Here is a 22,459-nt window from a genome sequence, read left to right on the forward strand (position 1 = left end):
ATCCTCTTCCCTTGTGGCTTCCACGCTATCGCGATCGCTTCTCGTGCGGAGTGGGTGCCGCAGCCGACCGTACGTAAGGCTCGGCTCCGGCACTGCCGGTCGGCGCCGGTCCATCGCCTTCCGGCGGAGCCGTACGACACAGGAGGAGACAGACGTCGTCGTCGCGTTCGTGGTCGTGCAGGAGGGGCTTGAGCAAGGACTCGGCGCACGCGTCGAGGTTCTCCACGTGGGGATCGCCGAGCGCGGCAAGGGTCCGGCCGAGCAGCTCGATACCGGGGTCCATGCCGTGAGTTCGCCGCTCCACCAGACCGTCGGTGTAAAGGACGAGTGTGGAGCCGGGAGGCAGTTGGGCCGTGTGGTCCTCGTACTCGAAGTCGATGGGCACCCCGAGCATGACTCCGGGTCTGGCGTCCAGAACGCGCACGGCGCCGGCGGGCGTCCGGACCAGCGCCGGAGGGTGGCCGGCGGCGGCCCACACGATGTGGGGGTCGCCGGGCCGGAAGCGCGCGAGCACCGCGGTCGCGTACAGGTTCGGCTGCTGGTGACGCAGCATGCGATGGAGACGGGTGAGTATCCGGGCGGGGCTGTCGTCCTCGATCGCGTAGGCGCGCAGGGCGGTGCGCAGCTGTCCCATGATGACGGCGGCGCGCAGGCCGTGTCCGGTGACGTCGCCCACCACGGTCAGCAGACTGCCGTCGGGCTGGGGGAAGGCGTCGTACCAGTCGCCTCCTATGTTGAGTCCACGGGTGGCAGGGAGGTACCGGGCTGCCAGGCGCAGGCCTTCGATGGTGGGGAGGTCGGTGAGCTGGGCACGTTGCAGGGCTTCGGCGGTGTCCCGGTGCTGTTCGTAGCGGCGGGCGTTGTCCAGGGCGATGGCGGTCCGCCGGGCCAGCTCGACCAGCATCACACTGGTGGCCTCGTCGAAGCGGTCGCCGGACGCGGTCAGGGTCAGCACACCCGAGGTGCGTCGCACGGTGAGCGGGATGCACAGCAGCGGCCGGTCAGGCGAGAGCGCGGAGGGCGGGAGGTCGTCGACGCCCGGGAGCGCGCCGGGGCGCGGCCCGGCGTGCTGCGGGCGGTCGAGGCGGGCTGCTGCGACCGCTGCGGCGGAGTGGGCGCCTTTCATGCCCGCCGGTTCGTCGAAGAGCCAGACGTCGACCTGACTCGCGTACTCGGGGACCAGCAGTCGGGGAAGGCACCGCAGGATGTCCTCCGGGTCGAGGGACGCGGTCACGACCGCGCTGGCGTCGCCGAGAAAGGTCAGCAGGCGTCGTGCCTTCTCGGCCTCGCCGCTTGCGGCCCGTTCGGCGTCGAGCAGGTCGCGCTGGGTTCGTGCGGCGTCGTCGAGTTCGGCGTGCAGGGCGAGCACGCCCTGGTTGGTCTGGTACAGCTCCTCGCGGTGCAGACGGAGCTGTCGCTCTGCTTCGTCCAGTCTGCGCAGGATCGGCGCGATCTCCGCGTCCGCCGCCAGGAGCGCTTCGGCGTGGGTGATGTCGTTCGCGTACGGCTGGGACGACTCCCGCCCCGGAGGGCTGGGACAGGCGACAGTCAGCCGCCAGGGCGGCTTGCCGCACAGCTCGGGTGCGAGGGACCTCCCGGCGACCTGCACGAGCACGGTCTCATCGGGCCTGGCCGGCTGAACGGTGATGGTGACCTCCGTTCCTCCTTCGTCCAGGCCTTCGCGGAGGCGAGCCAGGAGGGCGGTCAGGAAGCGGGCTCGTTCGACCGCGGGTACTCCCGCGGTCGCCGTGAGTCTCGCGGCGAGGAGGCGGGCGCGGACGGCCTCGGTGACAGAGGTGACGTCGTGAACGTCCGGCGGGATCACGCGTACCCGACCGGACGTTCCGGGGCCAGGACGGCCACGCAGGTGTCGTCGCGTACGGGACTGGCGGCGCTGCTGGCGTCCCGGAGGACGGTCGCCGCGACCACGGCTGGGTCCCGCGCGAGCAGCTGGGGATCGTCCGGCGGCACCCACCGGCCGGGCAGCCCGTCGCTGTGCAGGACGAGCAGGCTGCCGGGCCTCCAGGGTGAGCGATGGACGGGTACGGTCGCCGGGAACTGGGCGCCCACGATGCCGGGATGGGAGGTCAGGTGTTCCCATGAGCCGGCAGCGTGCAGCCGGGCGCCCACGTTGCCGACCCCCGCGAACTCCAGTCCCCCGATGTCGGTATCCAGCTGGGCCAAGGCGATCGCCGCCCCGCGGGTGGGGCGCAGCACCAAGTGCATCCGGCGCAGGATCTCCGCGGGTCGCAGATGTCGGACACGGTGGAGCTCGTCCACTGCGGTGCTGGACGCCTGAGCGGCCTTGGCTCCGTGGCCGAGGCCGTCGGCGAGCAGCAGGGTCGTCCGTGCGCTGGAGCGTACGCAGCTCCAGATGTCTCCGGAGTGCTCGGCCCTGTCGAGTGGGACGTTGACCCCTCCGGCCCGGCAGGCCGGCGCGCCCCTGTCAGGGGCGGCATCCTGGGCGATGCGGGCCACCGCGACGGTGCCCCGAGGGGTGCTGTACAGATCGAACATGTTGGAGATGCGCCGGCACGTGCCCAGACCGGCACCGAGTGAGGTCTCGCTGGTGGTGTAGCCGTCCCGCATGGCCGTGGTGACATCACCGATGCCGGGACCGTGGTCAAGGGCGACGAGCTGCACCGCCGGACCGCGCGGGTCCGCTCCCGGACCGCCGACGAGGTCGATCACCAGGCGGCCGCCACCGGCGTGCTTGAGCAGGTTGGTGGACAGCTCGGTGGCCACCAGGGCGGCGACCGCGGTGCGGTGCGCGTCCAGGCGGGCATGGGCGCCGGCCTCCTCGGTCGCCACGCGCACGTCCCGCACTCGGGTCGAGTCGTGCACCGGGATGTCCCAGACGCGCGTCATCGCGATCCCGCAGGAACGCCGTGGGCACCGGTGACCCAGGCGGTGACGGTCACGACGGTGCCCCGGCCGGGCCCGGTGTCGATGGCGAACTCGTCCATCAGCCGCCTGGCTCCGCTCAGGCCCAGCCCAAGGCCGCCGGCGGTGGTGTAGCCGTCGGTCATCGCCAGCTCGACATCGCGAATGCCGGGGCCGGTGTCCATGAAGCTCAGCCGCAGCCCGCGCGTCAGGCCGTCGATCAGCGGGGTGAACTTCGCCTCTCCCCCACCGCCGTGGATCAGGGTGTTGCGGGCCAGCTCGCTGGCCGCGGTGACCAGCTTCGTCTGCTGCACGAGCCCGAACCCCAGTTCGGCCGCGAGCTGCCGCACCCGGTGGCGCACCCCTGCGAGATCGGCGTCCGAGCCGATCGGCAGGCTGGTCGTGGTGGCGGGGTCGGAGGTCTGTGTCACGTGCACCCCTCACGTCTGCCAGGGACGGCCGAGGGGCATCGGCGGAGCAGTTCGAGAGCGCGCTCCACATCGAGCGTGGTCACCAGGCCGGGCAGGGTCAGTCCCAGCTCGACCAGGGTGATCGCCACGGCCGGCCGCATCCCGCAGAGGACGGTACGGGCGGCCAGCAGGCGGGCGTTGGCAGCGATCTCGGCGATGACCCTTCCTAGGAACGAGTCGACGATCTCGACGCCTGAGACGTCGATGACCACGCCGGTCGCCCCACTGCGGGCGACGCAGTGGCTTATGTCCTGCTGGAGCTGATCGGCCATGCCGTCGTGCAGCTCCCCTTGGAGGCTGACCAGCAGGATGCCGTCCAGCGCCAGGATCGGCACCGAGACCGAGTTGCCCGGGCGTGGGACGGTCATCGCGGGCTCACATCGGCCACACGGTGCGAGACCTCTATGCCCTGCCGGTCGAGCGCGTAGGCCAAGGCGTCGGAGAGCGAGTTGCGCGTGAGTACCGAACTCAGGTCGATGCCCAGGTGGACGATGGTCTGTGCGATGGCCGGGCGGATGCCGGAGACTATGCACTCGGCGCCCATCAGCCGCGCCGCAGCAACCGTCTTCATCAGATGCTGTGCGACGAGCGAGTCGACCGTGGGGACGCCGGTGATGTCGAGGATCGCGTAGCGGGCGCGCTGGTCCACGATGGCCTGAAGCAGGGACTCCATGACCACCTGGCTGCGGGCGCTGTCCAGCGTGCCTATCAGGGGCACCGCGACGATGCCGTTCCAGAGTTTGATCACGGGGGTGGCCACTTCGAGCAGCTGCTGCCGCTGGCGCGCCATGAGTTCCTCGCCGGCGCTGACCGTCGTCTCCATGATCACAAGGCGCAGGGTTCCCATGAGCACGGTCAGAGCCAGCAGCACGTCCTGTGCCTCAGGATCGGCCGGGCCGGAGCTCTCGCAGCCCAGCACCCCGGCGGCCGCCACTCGCAGGCGCGCGGCCTCGTCCGCGATCTGGGCCGGGCTGAACCCGCCACGAGACCGGGAGGCGGCCATACGCCCCAGCTGCTCGCGCGCCGAGTCGAACCCTGGGGCCGCGACGTCCTCCAGCCGACCGCTCGACGCCACCTCGGAAAGGGCGTCCACCACGGTCTTGCACGCCTCGACGGCCTCGTCGCGGGAGACGGTGAAGACCGTACGGAACAGTGGCGTGTCCGCCCATCGCTGGGCGATCTGTTCGCGACGGCGCTCCAGGAACGCTCCCAGCTCCCGCGCCGCCGACCCGGCCGCTGCCTGCTCCGACACCTGCATCGTCTCCCTTGAGAACAGGCTGCTGCGTCGGGATCGACACAACGCAGCCAATTATTGCCACATGACAATCACTAACTCTGCATGCGCCGAGGAAACGACACAGCATCGACACATTCACGGCGTGCGGCCGACAGCTCAGCGTCCGCGCCAGTCCAGGCAGACCACCAGGGCGTCGTCCTTCGGGACGGACCGGCCACGATGCCCGGTCAGCTCCCGCAGGACGGCACGCGGCACCTCCGCGGCCGGCAGGAGCCGGGTGGAGAGGATGGCCCGGGCAAGGGCGGCGTTCTCGCACGCCTCCCCGTCGGGCGAGGCGACCGCGTACACCCCGTCGCTGACGAAGACGAGCCGATCGCCCGGCTCGACCTGGAAGTCCTGAGCCCTGTAGTCGGTCTCCTCGAACATCCCCAGCGGGAGCTGCGCCTCGAAGGTGACACGCTGGACGACACCGTCGCGCAGCCGAAGCAGCTGCGGGGAACCGGCGTCCACCAGCTTCGCCCTGCCCGTCACGAGGTCGAAGTCCAGCATCAGCACCGAGAGGTAACAGCGACCCTGGTAGTGGGCGTACACCGCCTGGTCGGCCAGAGCGGCCTGGTCGTCGATGGCGATACCGGCCCGCCGGGCGTTGCGCAGAGCGTTGACGGCGAGGTTGGTCAGCAGGGATGCTTCGATACCTTCCCCCATGCCATTGGTGACATAGAGCATCAGACGCTCCGCCGTGGCGGACCAGTCGAAGTTGTCGCCGTAGATCGCGTACGCCGGCTCCAGCTGGGCCCCCAGGTCGTACTCGGGCCGGGAGCAGGAACGGCCGGGCAGGAGCTGCCATTGCATCTCGGCGGCCAGGGTCAGCCGGTCCTTGCGCCTCGCCTGGAGGTAGACGTCCGTGTCGCGCTCGGCCACGACGACCTCGTGCGCCAGCACCTCGGCGATGTCCACGAGCTCGCCGAGAAGGTCACCGACCCCTTCCTCGTCCGGCAGGGTGACCGTCAGCACACCGAGCCGGTCCCCGCGCACCGTGACCGGCAGGTGGACGCGCACGGCATCGTCCTGCGGACTCTCCACGAACGGCTCCTGGGCGCCGAAGGCACGTCCGGCGGGGCTGTTGTGCACCGAAACCGACTCCGAGGTGAGCGGCAGCACCGACACCGGTTGCAGGACGGTGAGGCCGTAGTCGGCCAGGTAGAGCTCGACGGCCTGCGCCGCGTACTCCTCGACGAGCACACGGCGCACAGCGTCGAGCAACTCGTGCGGGGCCGCCGTGCGCAGAGCACGCTCAGCGGTCACAAATCTGGTCACGATGCCGAATACACCAATCCTTCGGGCACAAACGAACCTCGCTCGGACGGCGAGGCAGTCCGGGTCGCGCTACGCCAGTCCAGACGATGTCTCGCCGCTCTCGGCACCCAGTACGCTGGCGGCCGTCCCAGGTGCCTGCGAGAGTGTGACGGTGACTGTCTTCCGCCCCCGCCCCGAGCCGGTCGAGGTCGCGCGCGTGACCTTGACGGCCGTGGAGTTGCTGGAAGTCCTCTGGGGCCGGGCCTCCACTGCGCCGGCCTCTCCGTCCCAGATGCGCGTGCTGCTCGTGCTCGAACACCAGGACGGCATAAACCTGCGCTCCCTTGCCGATTCTCTCGCCTCCACACCTCCGTCCACCAGTCGACTCTGTGACCGACTCGTGGCCGCCGGCTTCGTCGAGCGTGCCGTGAGCCCCACGGACCGCCGCGAGGTGCGACTGCACCTCAGCGACCGCGGCCGCGCCTTCCTGGACGACCTGCGCGCACGCCGGGAGCAGGAGTTGCAGGCCGTACTGAAGCTGATGCCCGCCGCCAAGCGGACCCCGTTCCTTGCCGGGCTGGAGGCGTTCTGCGACGCTGCGGCACTGCAGATACACGACGGTCTCCCGCACACCGGGGGCCAGACGGCCTGAGCCCGGAGCCGGCCCGCCGACCGCCGCGACGCTTCGAGGCTTCGCCTGCCGGCACGCAGAGCTGTCTCCGCCCACCAGGACATCGCGCCTCCTTCCTCACACGGCGCCACGGCCGCTACTTTGTTGCCTCGCGGTAACAATTGTCAAACGACAACAGCTCACGCGTGGACGGAACCGGCGGCTCTCCACGCCGCTGCGGGGCCCTGCCCGACCGGCAGGACCCCGCGCACGCACTCATATGCAATTTCTCTCTGCTCTGCGAGGAGAGCGGGGCTTCCGCCCGGATGCCGGCACCCCGACCATCAGGTGGTGCTGAGCATGCCTTCGCGCAGGCGCGCCAGGAGGCGGGAGATCAGCCGTGAGACGTGCATCTGGGAGACGCCGAGACGTTCACCGATCTGGGCCTGGGTCAGTTCCTCGACGAAGCGCCAGTGGATGATCTTGCGGTCGCGGTCGTCGAGTTCGGCGATCATCGGGGCGAGGGCGTGGAAGTCCTCGATCAGGCCGAGTGCGGCGTCCTCGTCACCGATGAAGTCCGCCAGCGCCGACTCTCCGTCTTCACCGCTGTTGAGCGCTGCGTCGAGGGAAGCCGACTTGTAGCCGTTGGAGGCGAGCTGGGCCTCGACGACCTCGTCCTCCGGAAGGCTCATCAGTTCTGAGAGCTCTTTGGTCGTGGGCGCCCGGCCCAGTCGGCTGCGCAGCTCGTCGTTTGCGCGGGCCAGCTGGACCCGGGCCTCCTGCAGGCGACGCGGCACGTGCACGGCCCAGGTCGTGTCACGGAAGAACCGCTTGATCTCGCCGACGATGTAGGGCACGGCGAAGGAGGTGAACTCGACCTCACGGGACAGCTCGAAGCGGTCGATCGCCTTGATCAGGCCGATCATGCCGACCTGGACGATGTCCTCCATCTCCTCCGCCCCACGGCTGCGGAACCGGCCGGCCGCGAAACGGACCAGGGACATGTTCATCTCGATCAGCGTGTTGCGCGCGTAGCTGTAGGCGGCCGTGCCCTCCTCCAGCACCGCCAGCTGCTCGAAGAACAGCTTCGACAACTCCCGCGCGTCCTTCGGTGCGACTCTCGAGGGGTCGGCGATCTCCGGCACGCCCGCCTGCTCGGCAGTCTGCACGGTCGTTGTCGCCATGATGCGCCCCTCCCAGTCGCTCAGCCTCGTCCCCGCGGGTCCAGGCTCCGGTAAGCATCCGCGTACCCCGGGCGCCGACCAGCACTCCCGTGACTTGGTCGGCGCGGCCCCGAACCGGTAACAGCACGGGCACCGGGCCGACCTGCCCGGACTCGGCCCCAAGCCCGTGGGGCCGCTCGGCCCTCGGTGCTGCCCGGTCAGCCCCTGTGAGGCCCACTCGACCGGCCGGACGCTGAAGCCTCAGCGTCCCGAAGGAGATCTCGCGATGACCAGCATCCAGGAAGCGCCCGTCCACGCCCTGCTGACCGACGGCACGACCGCGCGGATACGGCGGGCCGGCCCGGCCGACCGCGACGAGGTTCTGCGGCTGTACGAGGAGATGTCACCGGAGAACCTTCGGCTTCGCTTCTTCTCCGCCGGCCCGACATCCGCTCGGTGGGCGGCCGACCGGGTCGCCGCAGGAGAACGACCCGGATACTGCGCGCTCGCTGCCGAGGTCGACGGGCATCTGGTGGGCCTGGCCGAGTACGAGGTACTGCCAGGCACGGACACCGCCGACGTCTCGCTGGCCGTAGCCGACGACTGGCACCACCAAGGCGTCGGCACACTGCTGCTGGAGCATGCGGCCGACGCCGCCCGCGGCGCCGGCGTCACGGCGTTCAGAGCCGATGCCCTCGCCGACAACCACGAAGTGCTCAGGGTGTTCCATGACCTGGGGCTGCGCGTGACCCGCGCCTTCGAAGGCCCGGAAGTCAGCTGCACGATCCAACTCACCGAAGACGAGACGTATTTGAGTGCTGTCGAAACTCGGGCGCTCGTCGCCGATGTCGTCAGTCTCCAGTCTCTGCTGCGCCCGCGTGCAATCGTGGTGATCGGTGCGGGCCGCACACCCGGGTCGGTCGGGCGCGCGATTCTGCGCAACATCGAGAACGGAGGCTACGACGGGCGCCTGTTCGCGGTGCATCCGGAGGCCGACGCGATCGCCACGGTACGGGCCCACCGGTCTGTCGCCGACCTCCCCCAGGTGCCGGACTTGGCGGTGATAGCCCTCCCTGCCGCCGCCGTCCCCGGCGTGGCGGAGGAATGCGGGAAGGCGGGCGTGCGGTCACTGCTCGTGGTCTCCGCAGGCTTGGACACCCACCAGTCCTCGGCCCTGATCGACGTGTGCAGACGCCACGGGATGCGGTTGGTCGGCCCCAACTGTCTGGGGCTGGCCAACACCGAGGCCGGCATCCGCCTCGACGCCACCTTCGCCGCGCACCACCCCGGGGCCGGCACCGCCGGGGTGGCCGTGCAGTCCGGCGGAGTGGGCATCGCGCTGCTGGACGGACTGGCCCGGCTCGGCATCGGCGTCTCCACGTTCGTCTCGCTCGGCGACAAGTACGACGTCAGCGGCAACGACATGCTGCAGTGGTGGGAGAGCGACGGGCACACCGATCTGGCGCTGCTGCACCTGGAGTCCTTCGGCAATCCCCGTGCCTTCTCCCGCACCGCGCGTCGTGTCACCCGCAGGATGCCCGTGCTCACCGTGGAGGCGGGCCGCTCGGCGGCCGGCCGGCGAGCCGCCGCCTCGCACAGCGCGGCCGCGGCCACCCCGGCCATGACCCGTCAGGCCCTGTTCACCCAGGCGGGCATCACCGCCACCCGTACGATCGGCGAACTCCTCGACACCGCGGCCCTGCTGCATTCCCAACCGCTGCCCGCCGGCACCAGGGTCGCCGTTGTCAGCAACGCGGGCGGGGTGGCGGTCCTGGCCGCCGACGCCTGCGCCGACGCCGGACTCGTCGTGCCGCCGCTCCCCGCGGACCTGGTGGACGAGCTCCTCGACCTGCTGCCAAGCGGCGCCACCGTCACCAACCCCGTCGACGCCACAGCCACCGTGGGGGAGGAACAGCTGCGCGCGTGCATCGGTCTGCTGGCCGGCCACGGTGCCGTCGACGCCGTCCTCGTGGCTCTGGTCCCGACCGCGGTCGCCACGGCGACGGGCGAGGAGCTGCAGCGCGCCCTGACCGTCGCGCCGCTGCCGTTGACACGGCCCGTGGTTGCGGTGCTCCCCGCGCAGTCGCCCCGGGTCGAGCTACTGCCGACCACCGACGAGGGCAGGGTGCCCGCGTACTCCGACGCCGAGGACGCCGCACGCGCTCTGGCCCATGCCGCAACCCGAGCCCGCTGGCTGGGCAGGCCTTCCAGCGTCGTACCGGAGTTGCCGGACGTGGAGACCGGACGGGCGCGCGAACTGGCGGCAACCTTCCTGGATGCCGCTCCGGAGGGTGGCTGGCTGGATCCGCAGACGACCGCCGCGCTCCTGGGCTGTTATCGCATTCCGCAGATCCCCTGGGTCTGGGCACGGGACGAGAACGAGGCGGTCGCCGCGGCCGACCGGCTCAGGGGACCCGACGGGCGCGTCGTCATGAAGGCGTACTGGCCGGGACTCGTGCACAAGAGCGAGCAGCATGCTGTCCATCTCGATCTGCGGAACGCCGGCCAGGTCAAGGCCGCCCACCGGGATCTCGTCAGCCGGTTCGGCGATCGGATGACCGGTGTGGTGGTCCAGCCACTCGCAGAACGCGGTACCGAGCTGTTCGCCGGTGTCGTTCAGGACGAGGTCTTCGGACCGCTCGTCGTCTTCGGTCTCGGCGGCACCGCGACCGAGCTGCTCGCCGACCACGCCGCCCGGCTCGCCCCGCTGACCGACCTCGACGTACACGACCTGCTCACCTCCCCGCGCTGCTCCCCCCTGTTGTCCGGCTACGCCGGCAGCCCCGCCACCGACCTCGACCGCCTGGGACAGCTCCTGCACCGCCTCTCCCGGATGGCCACGGACCTTCCCCAGCTGGCGGAGGCCGACCTCAACCCCGTCCTGGCCGGGCCGCACGGCGTCACCAGTCTCGACACACGGGTACGGCTCGTCCCACGCCGACCACACGACCCGTATCTCCGCCGCCTGCGCTGATCGAGCAGCCGACGGGCATGCGCCGCGTCCCCCCAGACCGCCGCTCGTCGCCGTATCAGGGACCATCGGCTCTGGTGAACCAACGACACCAGTGGTGTGCTGGTAGTGGCGGGAAGGACCCGTGGGAGACGCGGAGAAGCGGCCGGCAGCCGCGCACCGCGCAATCCGGATCCGCGAGAAGCGGGTGGCCCTTCCCGTCCAGTCGTGCAAGGACCCGGCCGCCGCCCTCACGGGGTCCTCCCACGGTGCCCCCGCCGTGCGGCGGCGGCCGATCCGGCGTATGGGCCGAAGAGCCCACACCCGGGTCCGGGCGGCCCGTGGCGATGCCGCCGGGGAGCGCGCATGCTGGCATGGACGATCCCATGAAGGGAGCGGGTGCCATGACCTCCGTCACCGCCGTGAAAGCCGCCCTCGAGCCCGTCCATCGCGAACGGCTGATGCGCCTGGGCCGTGAGGTCTCCTTCGACGCCGGTACCCGCCTGTTCGAGGAGGGACATCGGGCCGATCGCTTCTGGATCGTGCGTACCGGCACCGTAGCCCTCGACCTGCATGTCCCCGGCCGTCGTGCCGCGCTCATCGAGACGCTGGGAAGCGGTGAACTGGTCGGTTGGTCGTGGCACTTCCCGCCCTACATCTGGCACCTCGGTGCGGAGGCGACGAGCCCGGTGCGGGCCTGGGAGTTCGACGCCGAGGTCGTGCGCACGATGTGCGCGGAAGACGCCGAGTTCGGCCGGGCCGTAGCCACGTGGGTGGGACGGGTGGCCGCTCAGCGGCTGCACGCCTCCCGCGTCCGCCTGCTCGACCTGTACGCCCCGTACGGCGGCGGCACCCTGGCGTGAGCGCGGCAGTGCTCGGCACAGCCCGGGATTTCGAGGAGTGAAGATGCACAGCAGCCCGCACCGGGTGGGTGACGTCATGACGCGCGCCGCAGTGGCGGTCGGCCGCGAGGCCCTGTTCAAGGAGATCGTCGAGCGCATGGTGCAGTGGCAGGTCAGCGCACTTCCGGTGCTGGAGGGCGATGGGCGGGTGATCGGAGTGGTGTCCGAGGCCGACCTGCTGCCCAAGGAGGAGTTCCGTGACAGCGACCCGGACCGGTACACCCAGCTGCGCCGCCTGCCGGACCTCGCCAAGGCCGGAGCGGTCTCGGCCGAGGAGTTGATGAGCACGCCGGCGGTCACCGTGCACACCGACGCCACGCTGGCCGAGGCGGCACGCATCATGGCGCTGCGGCACGTCAAGCGACTGCCCGTGGTGAGCGCCGACGGCGTGCTCGAGCGCGTGGTCAGCCGCGGCGATCTGCTGAAGGTCTTTCTGCGCCCGGACAGCGAACTGGCCGACGAGATCCGCCGGGACATCGTCGACGTCCTCTTCCCGGCCCCGATCGAACCTGTGCACATCATGGTGACCGACGGGGTCGCGACCCTCACCGGTCGCGTCCCGGACGCCGCGCGGATCCCGCTCGCCACCCGTCTGGTGCGGGGGGTCGAGGGCGTCGTGGGTGTGGACTGCCGGCTCGTCGCCGTCGATGGCGAGCGTCACTGAACGCCGACCACGGAGCGGGACGGCGTCGTCAGTGACGGCCGTCAGCTCCGTCCCCCGCCGAGGCTGCCCCACTCCGGGCCGACCTGATTCCACTCCGCGTCCCAATCGGCGAGGCGGCGCCGCACGAGCCTCGCACGGATCAGCCGGCCTCCGGCCCAGACCGCCGCGGCCGCCGGCGGGGCAGCGAGGGCACCCGTCAGGACCATCTGCAACATCGCCTCCGTCCCGCTCAGGGGCGGGGAGGCGAGATGGCCGTGACCGTCCGCCCACACGGTCAGTCTGCTCCCCGCGGGCGCGCCGGGGAGGACGTCGGCAAGACCTGTGTGCACAGAGCCGTCCGCGTCCGTCCAGCGCACGGTCACCCACACGCGGCCGTCGTCATCGCCGCCGCCTACGCCGAGCGGGATTTTCGGTGCCTCGTCCATGAGCACGGCGGACACCGCGTGCACCTGAGCGCGCCGGGCCGCGAACGCCGAGTCGGTCGCCCGTGCCGCGACCGCGCCCCCGGCAACTCCGACGAGGAGGGCAAGGGCCCAGGTGAACAGCACGATCCAGGCCTCGACGACGTCACTGCGCCGCTTGAGCGGATTGCGCCGCCAGCGCCACAGCCACTCCCTGCTCATCTTGGTGGGCGGTATCGCCGTCATCGGTCCGCATCCTCGGGCGTGACGCCGGCCGTCGTCAGGCGGACGCCGACCGCTGGGGGTCCGGCGGAGACGGAACTGGATCCGCGTGACGGGGCAGGCCGGTCAGCGCGCAGTGCACGTCCACCACGCCGGGCACGGTCCGCGCCAGATGGGCGGCGAGCGGAATCAGTGGAGCCTCGTGTACCTGGCCGGAGAGTGTGACCACGCCGTCGCGCACGCCGATCCGAATCGCTTCCCCCTGTGTGCCGAACAACCGCGCGACGACGTCCCGCCGGACGTCCTCGGCGATGTCCGCGTCGCTCCGCAGGAAGACCTTCAGCAGGTCGGACCGACTGACGATGCCCGCCAGACGGCCGTCGGGGTCCACGACAGGCAGTCGCTTGACCCTTCTGCGTGCCATGGTGCGCGCGGCCTGGGCCAGAGGAGAACCGGGCGCCACGGTGACGGCCGGTGCGGTCATCAGCTCTCCCGCCGTCACCGCGTCGGCCTTGCGGACATCGGCGAGGTGACCTGTCCGCCCGTACCGGTCCACGACGCCTTCGCCGTACTCCTCCTTGCACAGCAGGTCCGCCTCGGACACCACACCGACCACACGCCCGCCGTCGTCCAGCACCGGGAGGGCACTCACCTGCCATTCCTGCATCGTCCGCAGGATCTCCTTGAACGCCGCCCCCGTGCGAAGGGCGACGACCGTGCGGGTCATCACGTCGTTCACGACGGTGGGGGTGCCGTTCATGGCGTCCTCCAGCGGACTGTGTGCCGTTCTGCGACACGTCCAGGCTGCGCCGACCGCCCGCCTCCCCGACATGGGCCAAGTGGCCCGTAACAGGGGCCTTTCGCTCGTCCGCAGGTGCCCTGAGTCCCGTGGCCCGAGGCAGCGCGGCTTCACTCATCCGGTGAAGAGAGGAACCCGCCAGCGCAACGCGGCGCCAGCCCCGCCGGACCCGGACACCTCCATGCGCCCGCCCAACTGCTCCGCTCGCTCGGCCATGTTGCGGAGCCCGCTGCGCCGGCCGCCGGACGGGATGCCGACACCGTTGTCCGAGACCGTCAAGAGCACCTCGTGGCCGTCGGTCGTCAGCACGACCTGCGCGCGGTCGGCGTGGGCATGGCGGGCGATGTTGGTGAGTGCTTCGGAGAGGACCGCCACGAGGTGGTCGGCGATCTCGCGTGGCACGTCGGTGTCGAGCAGGCCTTCCATTCGCACGCTCGGGGCGAAGCCCAGCACCGGGGTTTCCTCGCCGACCATTCGCACGACCCTCGCCCGCAACCCGTCGCCCGCGCCGCCGGTCCGAGAACGCAGTCCGAAGATCGCCGATCTGATGATCTTGATGGTCTCGTCGAGGTCGTCGACCGCTCTCAGCACGCGTTCGGCAGCCTCCGGGTGTTCGATGAGGCGGCCCGCGCTCTGCAGGGTCATGCCGGTGGCGAAGAGCCGCTGGATGGCCAGGTCGTGCAGGTCACGGGCGATCCGGTCGCGGTCCTGCAGCACGGCGATCTGTTCGGCGTCCCTGCGGCGCTCGGCCAGTTCCATCGCGATGGCGGCCTGGGCGGCGAAGCCCTGCAGCATCTCGGTCTCCTTGCCCGAGAAGACGGGCCGGTCCATCTCACGGGCCACCAGCACCACGCCTCGTACACCGCCTTGTCCGGTTCCGATGGGAACCGCCACGGCCGGTCCCAGCCCCTCGAACCGCGGCGGCTCCGGTGAGATGCGATCGTCCTCCCCCACATCGTCGCTCGCGACCGGGGCGGCTGCGGAGAAGGCGAGGCCTATCAGCGTTCCCGACAGGGGCAGAACCAGCCCACGGTGGGCCTCCGCGTCCAGGCCCACGGCGATCTCCACGGTGAGGGACTCGCTGCCGGACATCGGCATCGCCACCGCCGCCAAGGCCGCTCCCATCAGTTCACGGGCGCGCTCGGCGATGAGTCTGAGGGTTTCCGTGCGAGCACTGCCGGACATGAGGCTGTGGCTGATCTCGGCGTTCGCCAGGAGCCAGCGCTCACGCAACCGGGACTGCTCGTACAGCCGGGCGTTGTCGACGGCCACCCCCGCGGCGACGGCGAGCGTGCACAGTACCGACTCGTCGTCCTCGTCGAACTGCCTTCCACTGCGCTTCTCGGTCAGGTAGAGATTGCCGAAGACCCGGTCCCGCACCCGGATCGGCACCCCCAGGAAGCTGTTCATCGGCGGATGGTGGCGCGGGAAACCGCAGGAGGCCGGGTGCTGGGAGATCTTCTCCAGACGGAGCGGCTCGGGGTGCCGGATCACTTCACCGAGGATGCCGTGGCCCGCCGGATGGTGACCGATATCCGCGATCTGCTTCTCGCTCACGCCGACGGTGTGGAAAGCGGACAGGGAGCTGCCGTCGGGACCGATGACGCCCAGAGCGGCGTAGTCGGCGTCGACCAGCACGGCAGCCGCCTCCACGATCGAGCGCAAGACCTGTTCGAGATCGAGCTCCCGTCCCAGGGAGAGCACCGCCTTCAGCAGGTTGTGCACACGGTCCTGGGTGCCCCGGGCCGCACTGATCCGTGCCCGCAACTCCTCCAGCAGCTCATCGAGCCCGAGTTGCGGCAATCGAATGGTGGGCTCCTCCGGGTCTGCCACCCTGCGCCTCCAGGCCCCTTGCTTGCGATATCGCACGATCGGGCGCATTTGCCACATTAGTCTTTCGCGACGGCGGGGGCAGCGCGGCGATCAGGACGCCAAGGGGCTCGCCTCGACGCCGGCACGCGCCACACCCTCCGCAGGCAGGGCCGATCGGCCCCCGCGTGTGGGACCGTGGGCACCTCCCCCGGCGTCCCGTCACCGCTCCACGCTGGGAAGCAGACCGCACCGCGAGGGGCCAGGAGTGGCGTCATGAACCGCTATGTGTACGACTTCCGGGACGGCGGCCGTGGCCTGGCCGGACTGCTCGGCGGCAAGGGCGCCAACCTGGCCGAGATGGCCCGGCTGGGGCTACCGGTGCCTCCGGGGTTCATCATCACCACGGAGGCCTGCCGGGGTTTCCTGGCAACCGGAGACGAACCGGAAGGTCTGTCGGCGGAGATCTCCCGGCACCTGTCGGCCCTGGAGACGACCGTCGGGCGGCCGCTCGGGCAACCGGACGACCCACTGCTGGTGTCCGTCCGTTCGGGAGCCCGATTCTCCATGCCGGGCATGATGGAGACCGTCCTGGACATCGGCCTGAACGACGACTCGGTCCTCGGTCTGGCCAAGGTGTCCGGCAGCGAGCGCTTCGCCTGGGATTCGTACCGGCGGCTCCTCCAGATGTACGGCACCACGGTCCTGGGCGTGGACCAGGCCCTGTTCGACGAGGTCATGACCCTGTTGAAGGGCGCCCGCGAGGCTTCCGACGACCTGCACCTGGACGCGGGCGATCTGGCCTGGCTCGTGGAGACGTACAAGCAGCTGATCCGCAACGAGACGGGCCACGACTTCCCGCAGTCCCCCACCGAACAACTGCACCAGGCGGTGCTCGCCGTGTTCCGGTCCTGGAACGCCGAGCGCGCCCGCCTGTACCGGCGCCGCGAGCACATCCCCGACGACCTGGGTACCGCAGTCACCGTGCAGCACATGGTCTTCGGCAACCTCGGCCCGGACTCCGGCAGCGGGGTGGCCTTCACCCGCGACCCGGCCACCGGACGCCCCGGACTCTACGGCGACTACCTGCCGAACGCGCAGGGTGAGGACGTCGTGTCGGGCGTGCGGAACGCCGTATCGCTGGCCGAGCTGCAACGGCTCGATCCGGTCTCGTACCGAGGGCTGCGCGACCACGCTCAGACGTTGGAGCGGCATTACCGCGATCTGTGCGACATCGAGTTCACCATCGAGCGCGGGACGCTGTGGATACTCCAGACCCGCGTGGGGAAACGCACGGCCGAGGCCTCCTTCGCCATCGCCGCCGAGCTGGTGGAGGAGGGACTCATCAGCGCCGACGAAGGCCTGGCGCGGGTGAGCGGCGACGGACTCGCTCGACTGATGTTCCCCCGCTTCGACACCACCGCCACCGGTGAGCCGCTCGCGCACGGCGTACCGGCCTCACCGGGCGCTGCGGTGGGTGCCGCCGTGTTCGACTCGGTGGAGGCGCTGCGCCGTGCCGGTGCCGGCGAGAAGGTGGTCCTCGTCCGTGCGGAGACGACCCCGGACGACCTGCCCGGCATGGTTGCCGCGCAGGCGGTGCTGACCGGCCGTGGCGGCAAGACCAGCCACGCGGCTGTCGTCGCACGAGGGATGGGCAAGGTGTGCGTGTGCGGCGCGCAGGACGTCGCCGTCAACACCGACGCACGGCTCTTCACCGCCCGGGACGGCACGGTCGTGGAGGAGGGCACCGTCATCTCGGTCGACGGTTCCACGGGATACGTGTATCTCGGGGCCGTGCCCTTGGCCGCCTCGACGACCATGCGGTACCTGGAGTGCGGTGAGCAGGCCGACGCTGTCGTCTCCGCGGTGGTCCGAGCTCTGGAACACGCCGACTGCGTGCGGAGACTCGAGGTGCGGGCCAACGCCGACACTCCCGAGGACGCGGCGCGCGCCCGGCGGTTCGGGGCCCAGGGCATCGGGCTGTGCCGCACTGAGCACATGTTCCTCGGTGAACGGCGCAAGCTGGTCGAGGACATGATCCTGGCCCGTACGGAGGCGGATCGCGCCCGCGCGTTGGCGGCTCTTCTGCCGCTGCAACGCCAGGACTTCACGGGTCTTCTCCAGGCGATGGACGGCCTGCCGGTGACCATTCGGCTGCTCGACCCGCCGCTGCACGAGTTCCTGCCCGACCGCACCGATCTGGCCGTGCGGATCGCGGCCGTGAAGGCCCGGGGAGAGCAACCGGGCTCCCACGAGGTGGAGTTGCTCGACGCGGTGAACCGGATGCACGAGGAGAACCCGATGCTCGGCCTGCGAGGCGTGCGGCTCGGGCTGGTGGTTCCCGGCCTGGTGGCGATGCAGGTACGTGCGATCGGCGAGGCAGTCGTCGAACGCACCCGCGCGGGCGGCTCACCGTGCGCGGAGATCATGGTTCCGCTGGTCGGCTCGGTCGAGGAGCTCCGGCTGGCCCGCGAGGAGGTCGCACGGGTGCTCGCGGAGGTCGGTGAGGGGACCGGCGTGCCCGTCAGCTGCCCGGTCGGCACGATGATCGAGCTGCCCCGGGCCGCGCTGACTGCAGGCCGGATAGCCGAGGAGGCGGAGTTCTTCTCCTTCGGCACCAACGACCTCACCCAGACCACCTGGGGCTTCTCCCGCGACGACGTGGAAGCGGCGTTCTTCTCCGCCTACCTCGACAAGGGCGTCTTCGCCGCGTCACCGTTCGAGACACTCGACCGGGAAGGCGTGGGCCGGTTGGTCCGGATCGCCGTCGAGGAGGGGCGTGCGGTGCGTCCGGATCTGCAGGCCGGCGTCTGCGGCGAGCACGGCGGCGATCCGGAATCGATCCACTTCTTCCACGCCACCGGCCTGGACTACGTCTCGTGCTCGCCGTTCCGGGTGCCGGTGGCCCGCCTGGAGGCCGGCCGGGCGGCGCTGACCGGCGCGGAAGCCGGTGACAGCAGGTGAGAGGGAGCATGACCCGCACCCACGATCCGGCGCGCCGGCGGATCGATCTCGACCATGCCGAGGCGATGCGCATGCTGGGCAGCGTGTCGATGGGACGGATCGTGTTCACCCGGCAGGCTCTGCCCACCGTCCGCCCGGTCAACCACGTCCTGGACCGTGGTGACATCGTGATCCGCACCCCCGAAGGCTCGGCCCTGACGTCCCACGCGGGACAGACCGCCGACTCGGGCGTCGTCGTCGCCTACGAAGCCGACGCCATCGACCCCGATACCCGCCTCGGCTGGAGCGTGGTCGTCACCGGTTACGCCCATGTGGTGCACGACCCGACCGAACTGGCCCGCATCCAGACCCTGTTGGAGCCCTGGGCGCCCGTGGAGGGTACGGATCAGGCGGTGCGCATTCGTCCCGAACTGGTCACCGGGATCCTCCTCGTCGACTCACGTGACCAGCAGGCCGCGCAATCGCCCCGCTCCCCATAGCCCGCTGTGCGCCTTCTCGGCGTACCAGGGCTGCCCCGGGAGGCACCATCCGTCACGATGCCGCGCACGGCACATCGCCGGGTGGGCCCTCTGGTCCGTCCCGCGCTCGGATGGGGGACCGGGTGGCCTGTCGGCAGAGGCATGTCGGCCCCTGTGGGCGCGGCCGTCTCGGAGTCACCGTCTACGGAGACGACCTCGCGAGGAGGTGTTCCGTCATGGGCACCACGAAGCGGCTGTGGCGGTGGCGGAGCAATCCGCTGCGGCGGCACGAGGATGTCGTCGAGGCCTGGATCCTCCTGGCCGCATGCTTGGTCGTGGTGGCTGCCGGCGCCCTCGCCGCACTGGCCACGGTCCGCAGCGCCGAGCACGAGTTCGCACAGCAGCGCGCCCAACGGCATCAGGTGCCCGCCGCCCTGCTCGCCGACACACCGCGCAGCGTCACCGGGGACTGGTCGGCGAAGGGCCCGGTCCAAGGCCCGGTGCGCTGGACGGCTCCCGACGGCGGCTCTCGTACCGGGCACACCCTGGTGGGCCAAGGCCTGAAGGCCGGAGCCAGGGTGACGGTGTGGATGGACGACCAGGGCCGCCTCGTGCTCTCGCAGCCGACGGGCCGGACCGAGGGTGATGTCGAGGCCGCCCTCTTCGGAGTGGCTGCCGCCCTCGCCGGCGCGGCTCCGGCGGTCGGTGCCGCCGCCGTGGCACGAGCGCGGCTCGACCGGCGTCGCATGGCCCGCTGGGAGAAAGAGTGGGATCTGGTGGGGCCGCGGTGAGGCCCTCGGACGAGCTGAAGCGGGGACCTCCCGTGTGCCGGGGGCCGCTGAGCCCGCTCGGCGTGCGCTGTGGGGTAGAAGCCCCCTGTACCCGGCTCAGGCAGATTCCGGTACGACGGCCACGGGGCAGGCCGCGTGGTGAAGTACGCCGTGGGCGACTCGGCCGAGTTGCAGCCCGAAGTGGCCCTGCCGCCGACGAGCCCCTACGACGAGCAGGTCGGCCTCCCGCGACCTGGCCAGGAGAGCATCGCGTGCGAAACCCTCGACCGTGTGCCGCTGGGTCTGCAAGTCGGTCGGAGCGTTTCGCAACGCCTCCTCGACCAGTTCTGTCGCCTGCCGCTCGTGCAGGTGAGCCGGCTCTCCGACGATCAGCGGATGGCGGGGACTTTCGTGCAGGGGGCGGCGCCAGGCCCGTACGGCCTCCAACGGCACTCCGCGCAGCAGGGCCTCCTCGACCGCGAACCGTACGGCGGCCGACGTCGCGGGCCTCTCACCCACGCCCAGGACGATCCGGCCGCTTGCGCCTGCACGGGCCTGGTTGTCATGGCTGCCGCGCAGCACGATCACCGGGCAGTGCGCGTGGCCGGCCACCTCGATGCTGACGGAGCCCAGGAGCGCCTCGGTCATGTCGCTGCGGCCGCGGCAGCCCACGACCAGTGCGAGAGCGCTGCGACTCTCCCGTATCAGGCTGTACTCCGCTTCCTCGGGCAGTACGTCGGTGGTGACCTTGACGCCCGGCTGCCGAAGACGGGCGCGCCGCTCGGCGGTTTCGATGATGTCCTCGGCCATCATCTCCTCGGACGGCTCAGCGAGGTCGGGGGCCACGGACGCGCCCTCATAGCGTTCCCAGAGCGAGGCGTGCACCAGCCGCAGGGACGCGCTACGCACGGCCGCCTCGTCGGCGGCCCAGTCGACGGCCCTGAGGCTCGGCTCGCGGCCGTCGACACCGACGACGATCGGAAGGTCCAGGGGCGCACTGCGGACATGGGCGTCCGGTGCCGTCATGGTTTTCTCCTCGGTGGGTGGGTCAACTGTGTGCGACGACGGCGACGGGGGCCGAGACGTGGTGCAGGGCGGCGTGGGTGACGTGGCCGATATGGGCCCCGAAGAAGCCGGTGCGGATGCGCCGGCCGACGACCACCAGGGAGGCGTCGCGGGAATCGTTGACGAGGACCTGCGCGGCACTGCCGCACCGGCTCGCCTCGATCACCTCGACGTCCGGGAACTTCTGCTGCCAGGGACGAAGCGCCTTGTTCAGGAGGGTGGCCTGTCCGCGCTCCAGCGAGCCGTAGAGTTCGGCGTCGCCGGCGAAGCGGTAGAAGGAGGTCGGCGGCTCGGGCCACGCGTGAACGGCTCGCAGTGCGGTCTCGCGGCGCGCGGCGGCATCGAAGGCGAACTCCAGCAGCGTGTCGTTCGGCTGCTCGATGTCGAGACCGAGCACCACGGGCCGGAAGGGCGTGGCGGCGGAAGGCACTCCCGCCGGATCCATCCTGTGCTCGTCGGCGGCCTGCTCGCCCGCCCGGACCAGCACCACCGGCCGCTCGGCACGGGCCACGGCGGCCAGACTGACCGAGCCGATCATGAACCCCTCGAGTCCGCCGAGGCCTCGGGAGCCCAGCACCAGCATCTCCGCATAGCCGGCGGCCTCGCACAGCATGTCGGTCGGGGTCCCTGCCAGCTGCTCGGTGACCACCTCGAGACCCGGGTGACGCAGTCGGACGCCTTCGGCCGTGTCGCGTGTCAACTGCTCGGCCCAGTGCCGGTAGGTCTCGGGATCCCACAGTGGGCTCCGGCCCGCGAATCTGGGATGCGACTGCCAGACGTAAACGATCTTGAGGGGCAGGCTGCGCATCAGCGCCTCACGCGCCGCCCACTCGACCGCGGCAACGGTCTCGGGCGAGTCCTCAAGGCCTACGGTGACGGTTCGTGACATGGTCTCCGCCTTCCGAGTGAGGGGTCGCGGTATCAGGGTGGCGCCGCCCCTCCCGCGGGATCAGGGGCCACACGGCCCCTTCAGGGGCCGACCGACCCTCTGCGTCATGGAAGCCCGACGGGCCCGTACAAGGGCCCGTCGGCCCCTGGCCCGATCCCTGTTCCTCCGCCCACGCTGGGAGATGCCGGACATCCCGTCGAGGTCCTTGTGGAGACACCATGTACGGCACCCCGCACATCGTCAGCGACGTCATGACCCGGACGGTCGCCGCGGTCGGCCGCCGGGCACCCTTCAAGGAGGTCGTTGATCTGATGCAGGACTGGCAGGTCAGCGCCCTGCCAGTGATCGAGGGCGAGGGCAGGGTGGTCGGCGTGGTCTCCGAGGCCGACCTCCTCCCCAAGGAGGAACTCCGGGACGACGCGGACGCGGGGTATCTCCAGCTGAGGCAGCCTGTCGACGTCGCGAAGGCGGGCGCGCTCACGGCGGGAGACCTCATGACCGCTCCCGCCGTCACGGTCCGGGCCGACGCGACCCTCGCCGAGGCCGCGCGCATCATGGCGCACGAGGGAGTCAAGAGGCTCCCCGTGGTGGACGGCACCGGTCTGCTGGCGGGCGTCGTCAGCCGTGCCGACCTCCTCAAGGTCTTCCTGCGCGACGACGAGGACATCGCCGAGCAGGTACGGCGCGAAGTCACCTCGTACCTCTTCCCGTCGCCGGCGTCGGCCGTGCGGGTGGTCGTGAACGACGGTGTCGTGACGCTCACCGGCCGGATCCGTGACACCGCTCTCGTCCCGGTGGCGGCGCGCCTCGTCAGGGCCGTCGAAGGCGTGGTGGACGTGGAGTTCGACCTCGCTCACGACACCGTCCCGCGGTAGGCCTGTCAACGTCCACAGCACATGGGGTCGCC

General features: G+C 70.9%; 20 protein-coding genes. 8 read left to right on the plus strand and 12 right to left on the minus strand.

Going from position 1 to position 22,459, the window contains the following annotated elements:
- Positions 1–25: 25 nt before the first annotated feature.
- From ACZ7FF_RS05255 to ACZ7FF_RS05280, 6 genes are all read right to left on the minus strand, one after another.
- Positions 26–1,825 carry a PP2C family protein-serine/threonine phosphatase gene (locus ACZ7FF_RS05255; protein WP_470809668.1) on the minus strand — a complete coding sequence of 600 codons (1,800 nt, stop codon included), beginning with the start codon at positions 1,823–1,825 and terminating at the stop codon, positions 26–28.
- Positions 1,822–2,868: a SpoIIE family protein phosphatase gene (locus tag ACZ7FF_RS05260; protein WP_470809670.1), complete on the minus strand. Its 1,047-nt coding sequence runs from the start codon at positions 2,866–2,868 to the stop codon at positions 1,822–1,824. Before ACZ7FF_RS05260 ends, ACZ7FF_RS05255 begins: the two co-directional genes overlap by 4 nt.
- Complete coding sequence (locus ACZ7FF_RS05265; protein ID WP_470809672.1) at positions 2,865–3,314, minus strand: ATP-binding protein; 450 nt, start codon at positions 3,312–3,314, stop codon at positions 2,865–2,867. Before ACZ7FF_RS05265 ends, ACZ7FF_RS05260 begins: the two co-directional genes overlap by 4 nt.
- A complete protein-coding gene (locus ACZ7FF_RS05270) occupies positions 3,311–3,721 on the minus strand; it encodes an STAS domain-containing protein (protein WP_470809673.1) in 411 nt (136 codons plus the stop codon). The genes ACZ7FF_RS05265 and ACZ7FF_RS05270 overlap by 4 nt, the downstream gene beginning before the upstream one ends.
- A complete protein-coding gene (locus ACZ7FF_RS05275) occupies positions 3,718–4,611 on the minus strand; it encodes an STAS domain-containing protein (protein ID WP_470809675.1) in 894 nt (297 codons plus the stop codon). The genes ACZ7FF_RS05270 and ACZ7FF_RS05275 overlap by 4 nt, the downstream gene beginning before the upstream one ends.
- 135 nt (positions 4,612–4,746) lie before the next feature.
- Complete coding sequence (locus ACZ7FF_RS05280; RefSeq protein WP_470809677.1) at positions 4,747–5,907, minus strand: PP2C family protein-serine/threonine phosphatase; 1,161 nt, start codon at positions 5,905–5,907, stop codon at positions 4,747–4,749.
- A gap of 145 nt (positions 5,908–6,052) precedes the next feature.
- Between ACZ7FF_RS05280 and ACZ7FF_RS05285 the strand changes: the two genes are divergently transcribed.
- Positions 6,053–6,538 (plus strand): MarR family winged helix-turn-helix transcriptional regulator, encoded by a 486-nt coding sequence (locus ACZ7FF_RS05285; protein WP_470809678.1) that lies wholly within the window; start codon positions 6,053–6,055, stop codon positions 6,536–6,538.
- 302 nt (positions 6,539–6,840) lie between these two features.
- On the opposite strand, the gene ACZ7FF_RS05290 is transcribed toward ACZ7FF_RS05285, so the two are convergent.
- A complete protein-coding gene (locus ACZ7FF_RS05290; protein WP_470809679.1) occupies positions 6,841–7,680 on the minus strand; it encodes an RNA polymerase sigma factor SigF in 840 nt (279 codons plus the stop codon).
- 265 nt (positions 7,681–7,945) lie between these two features.
- Here ACZ7FF_RS05290 and ACZ7FF_RS05295 point away from each other — a divergent pair, with 265 nt between their 5' ends.
- The 3 genes from ACZ7FF_RS05295 to ACZ7FF_RS05305 all read left to right on the plus strand — a co-directional run bounded on the left by ACZ7FF_RS05295 (position 7,946) and on the right by ACZ7FF_RS05305 (position 12,175).
- Positions 7,946–10,633: a bifunctional acetate--CoA ligase family protein/GNAT family N-acetyltransferase gene (locus ACZ7FF_RS05295; RefSeq protein ID WP_470809681.1), complete on the plus strand. Its 2,688-nt coding sequence runs from the start codon at positions 7,946–7,948 to the stop codon at positions 10,631–10,633.
- Positions 10,634–11,013: 380 nt separating this feature from the next.
- A complete protein-coding gene (locus ACZ7FF_RS05300) occupies positions 11,014–11,472 on the plus strand; it encodes a Crp/Fnr family transcriptional regulator (protein WP_470809682.1) in 459 nt (152 codons plus the stop codon).
- Positions 11,473–11,515: 43 nt separating this feature from the next.
- Positions 11,516–12,175 carry a CBS domain-containing protein gene (locus ACZ7FF_RS05305; RefSeq protein WP_470809684.1) on the plus strand — a complete coding sequence of 220 codons (660 nt, stop codon included), beginning with the start codon at positions 11,516–11,518 and terminating at the stop codon, positions 12,173–12,175.
- A gap of 41 nt (positions 12,176–12,216) precedes the next feature.
- On the opposite strand, the gene ACZ7FF_RS05310 is transcribed toward ACZ7FF_RS05305, so the two are convergent.
- The 3 genes from ACZ7FF_RS05310 to ACZ7FF_RS05320 all read right to left on the minus strand — a co-directional run bounded on the left by ACZ7FF_RS05310 (position 12,217) and on the right by ACZ7FF_RS05320 (position 15,430).
- Entirely contained in the window at positions 12,217–12,822 is a 606-nt protein-coding gene (locus ACZ7FF_RS05310) for an Rv1733c family protein (protein ID WP_470809686.1), read from the minus strand.
- A 34-nt stretch (positions 12,823–12,856) separates the two neighbouring features.
- Positions 12,857–13,558 carry a CBS domain-containing protein gene (locus ACZ7FF_RS05315; protein WP_470809688.1) on the minus strand — a complete coding sequence of 234 codons (702 nt, stop codon included), beginning with the start codon at positions 13,556–13,558 and terminating at the stop codon, positions 12,857–12,859.
- A 153-nt stretch (positions 13,559–13,711) separates the two neighbouring features.
- Positions 13,712–15,430 (minus strand): GAF domain-containing sensor histidine kinase, encoded by a 1,719-nt coding sequence (locus ACZ7FF_RS05320; protein WP_470809691.1) that lies wholly within the window; start codon positions 15,428–15,430, stop codon positions 13,712–13,714.
- Positions 15,431–15,682: 252 nt separating this feature from the next.
- On the opposite strand from ACZ7FF_RS05320, the gene ppdK reads away from it, so the two are divergent.
- The 3 genes from ppdK to ACZ7FF_RS05335 all read left to right on the plus strand — a co-directional run bounded on the left by ppdK (position 15,683) and on the right by ACZ7FF_RS05335 (position 19,619).
- A complete protein-coding gene (gene ppdK / locus ACZ7FF_RS05325) occupies positions 15,683–18,370 on the plus strand; it encodes a pyruvate, phosphate dikinase (protein WP_470809692.1) in 2,688 nt (895 codons plus the stop codon).
- A gap of 8 nt (positions 18,371–18,378) precedes the next feature.
- Positions 18,379–18,849: a pyridoxamine 5'-phosphate oxidase family protein gene (locus tag ACZ7FF_RS05330; protein ID WP_470809694.1), complete on the plus strand. Its 471-nt coding sequence runs from the start codon at positions 18,379–18,381 to the stop codon at positions 18,847–18,849.
- A gap of 215 nt (positions 18,850–19,064) precedes the next feature.
- On the plus strand, positions 19,065–19,619 hold the full coding sequence (locus ACZ7FF_RS05335) for an Rv1733c family protein (RefSeq protein WP_470809696.1): 555 nt from the start codon (positions 19,065–19,067) through the stop codon (positions 19,617–19,619).
- A 96-nt stretch (positions 19,620–19,715) separates the two neighbouring features.
- Here the strand turns inward: ACZ7FF_RS05335 and ACZ7FF_RS05340 are convergent, their stop codons facing one another.
- Both ACZ7FF_RS05340 and ACZ7FF_RS05345 read right to left on the minus strand, forming a co-directional pair.
- Complete coding sequence (locus ACZ7FF_RS05340; RefSeq protein WP_470809698.1) at positions 19,716–20,624, minus strand: universal stress protein; 909 nt, start codon at positions 20,622–20,624, stop codon at positions 19,716–19,718.
- Between the two features lie 22 nt (positions 20,625–20,646).
- Entirely contained in the window at positions 20,647–21,552 is a 906-nt protein-coding gene (locus ACZ7FF_RS05345) for a universal stress protein (protein ID WP_470809700.1), read from the minus strand.
- Between the two features lie 218 nt (positions 21,553–21,770).
- Here ACZ7FF_RS05345 and ACZ7FF_RS05350 point away from each other — a divergent pair, with 218 nt between their 5' ends.
- On the plus strand, positions 21,771–22,427 hold the full coding sequence (locus ACZ7FF_RS05350) for a CBS domain-containing protein (RefSeq protein ID WP_470809701.1): 657 nt from the start codon (positions 21,771–21,773) through the stop codon (positions 22,425–22,427).
- Positions 22,428–22,459 lie beyond the last annotated feature (32 nt).

The organism is Streptomyces sp. NPDC037126, from assembly GCF_055605965.1.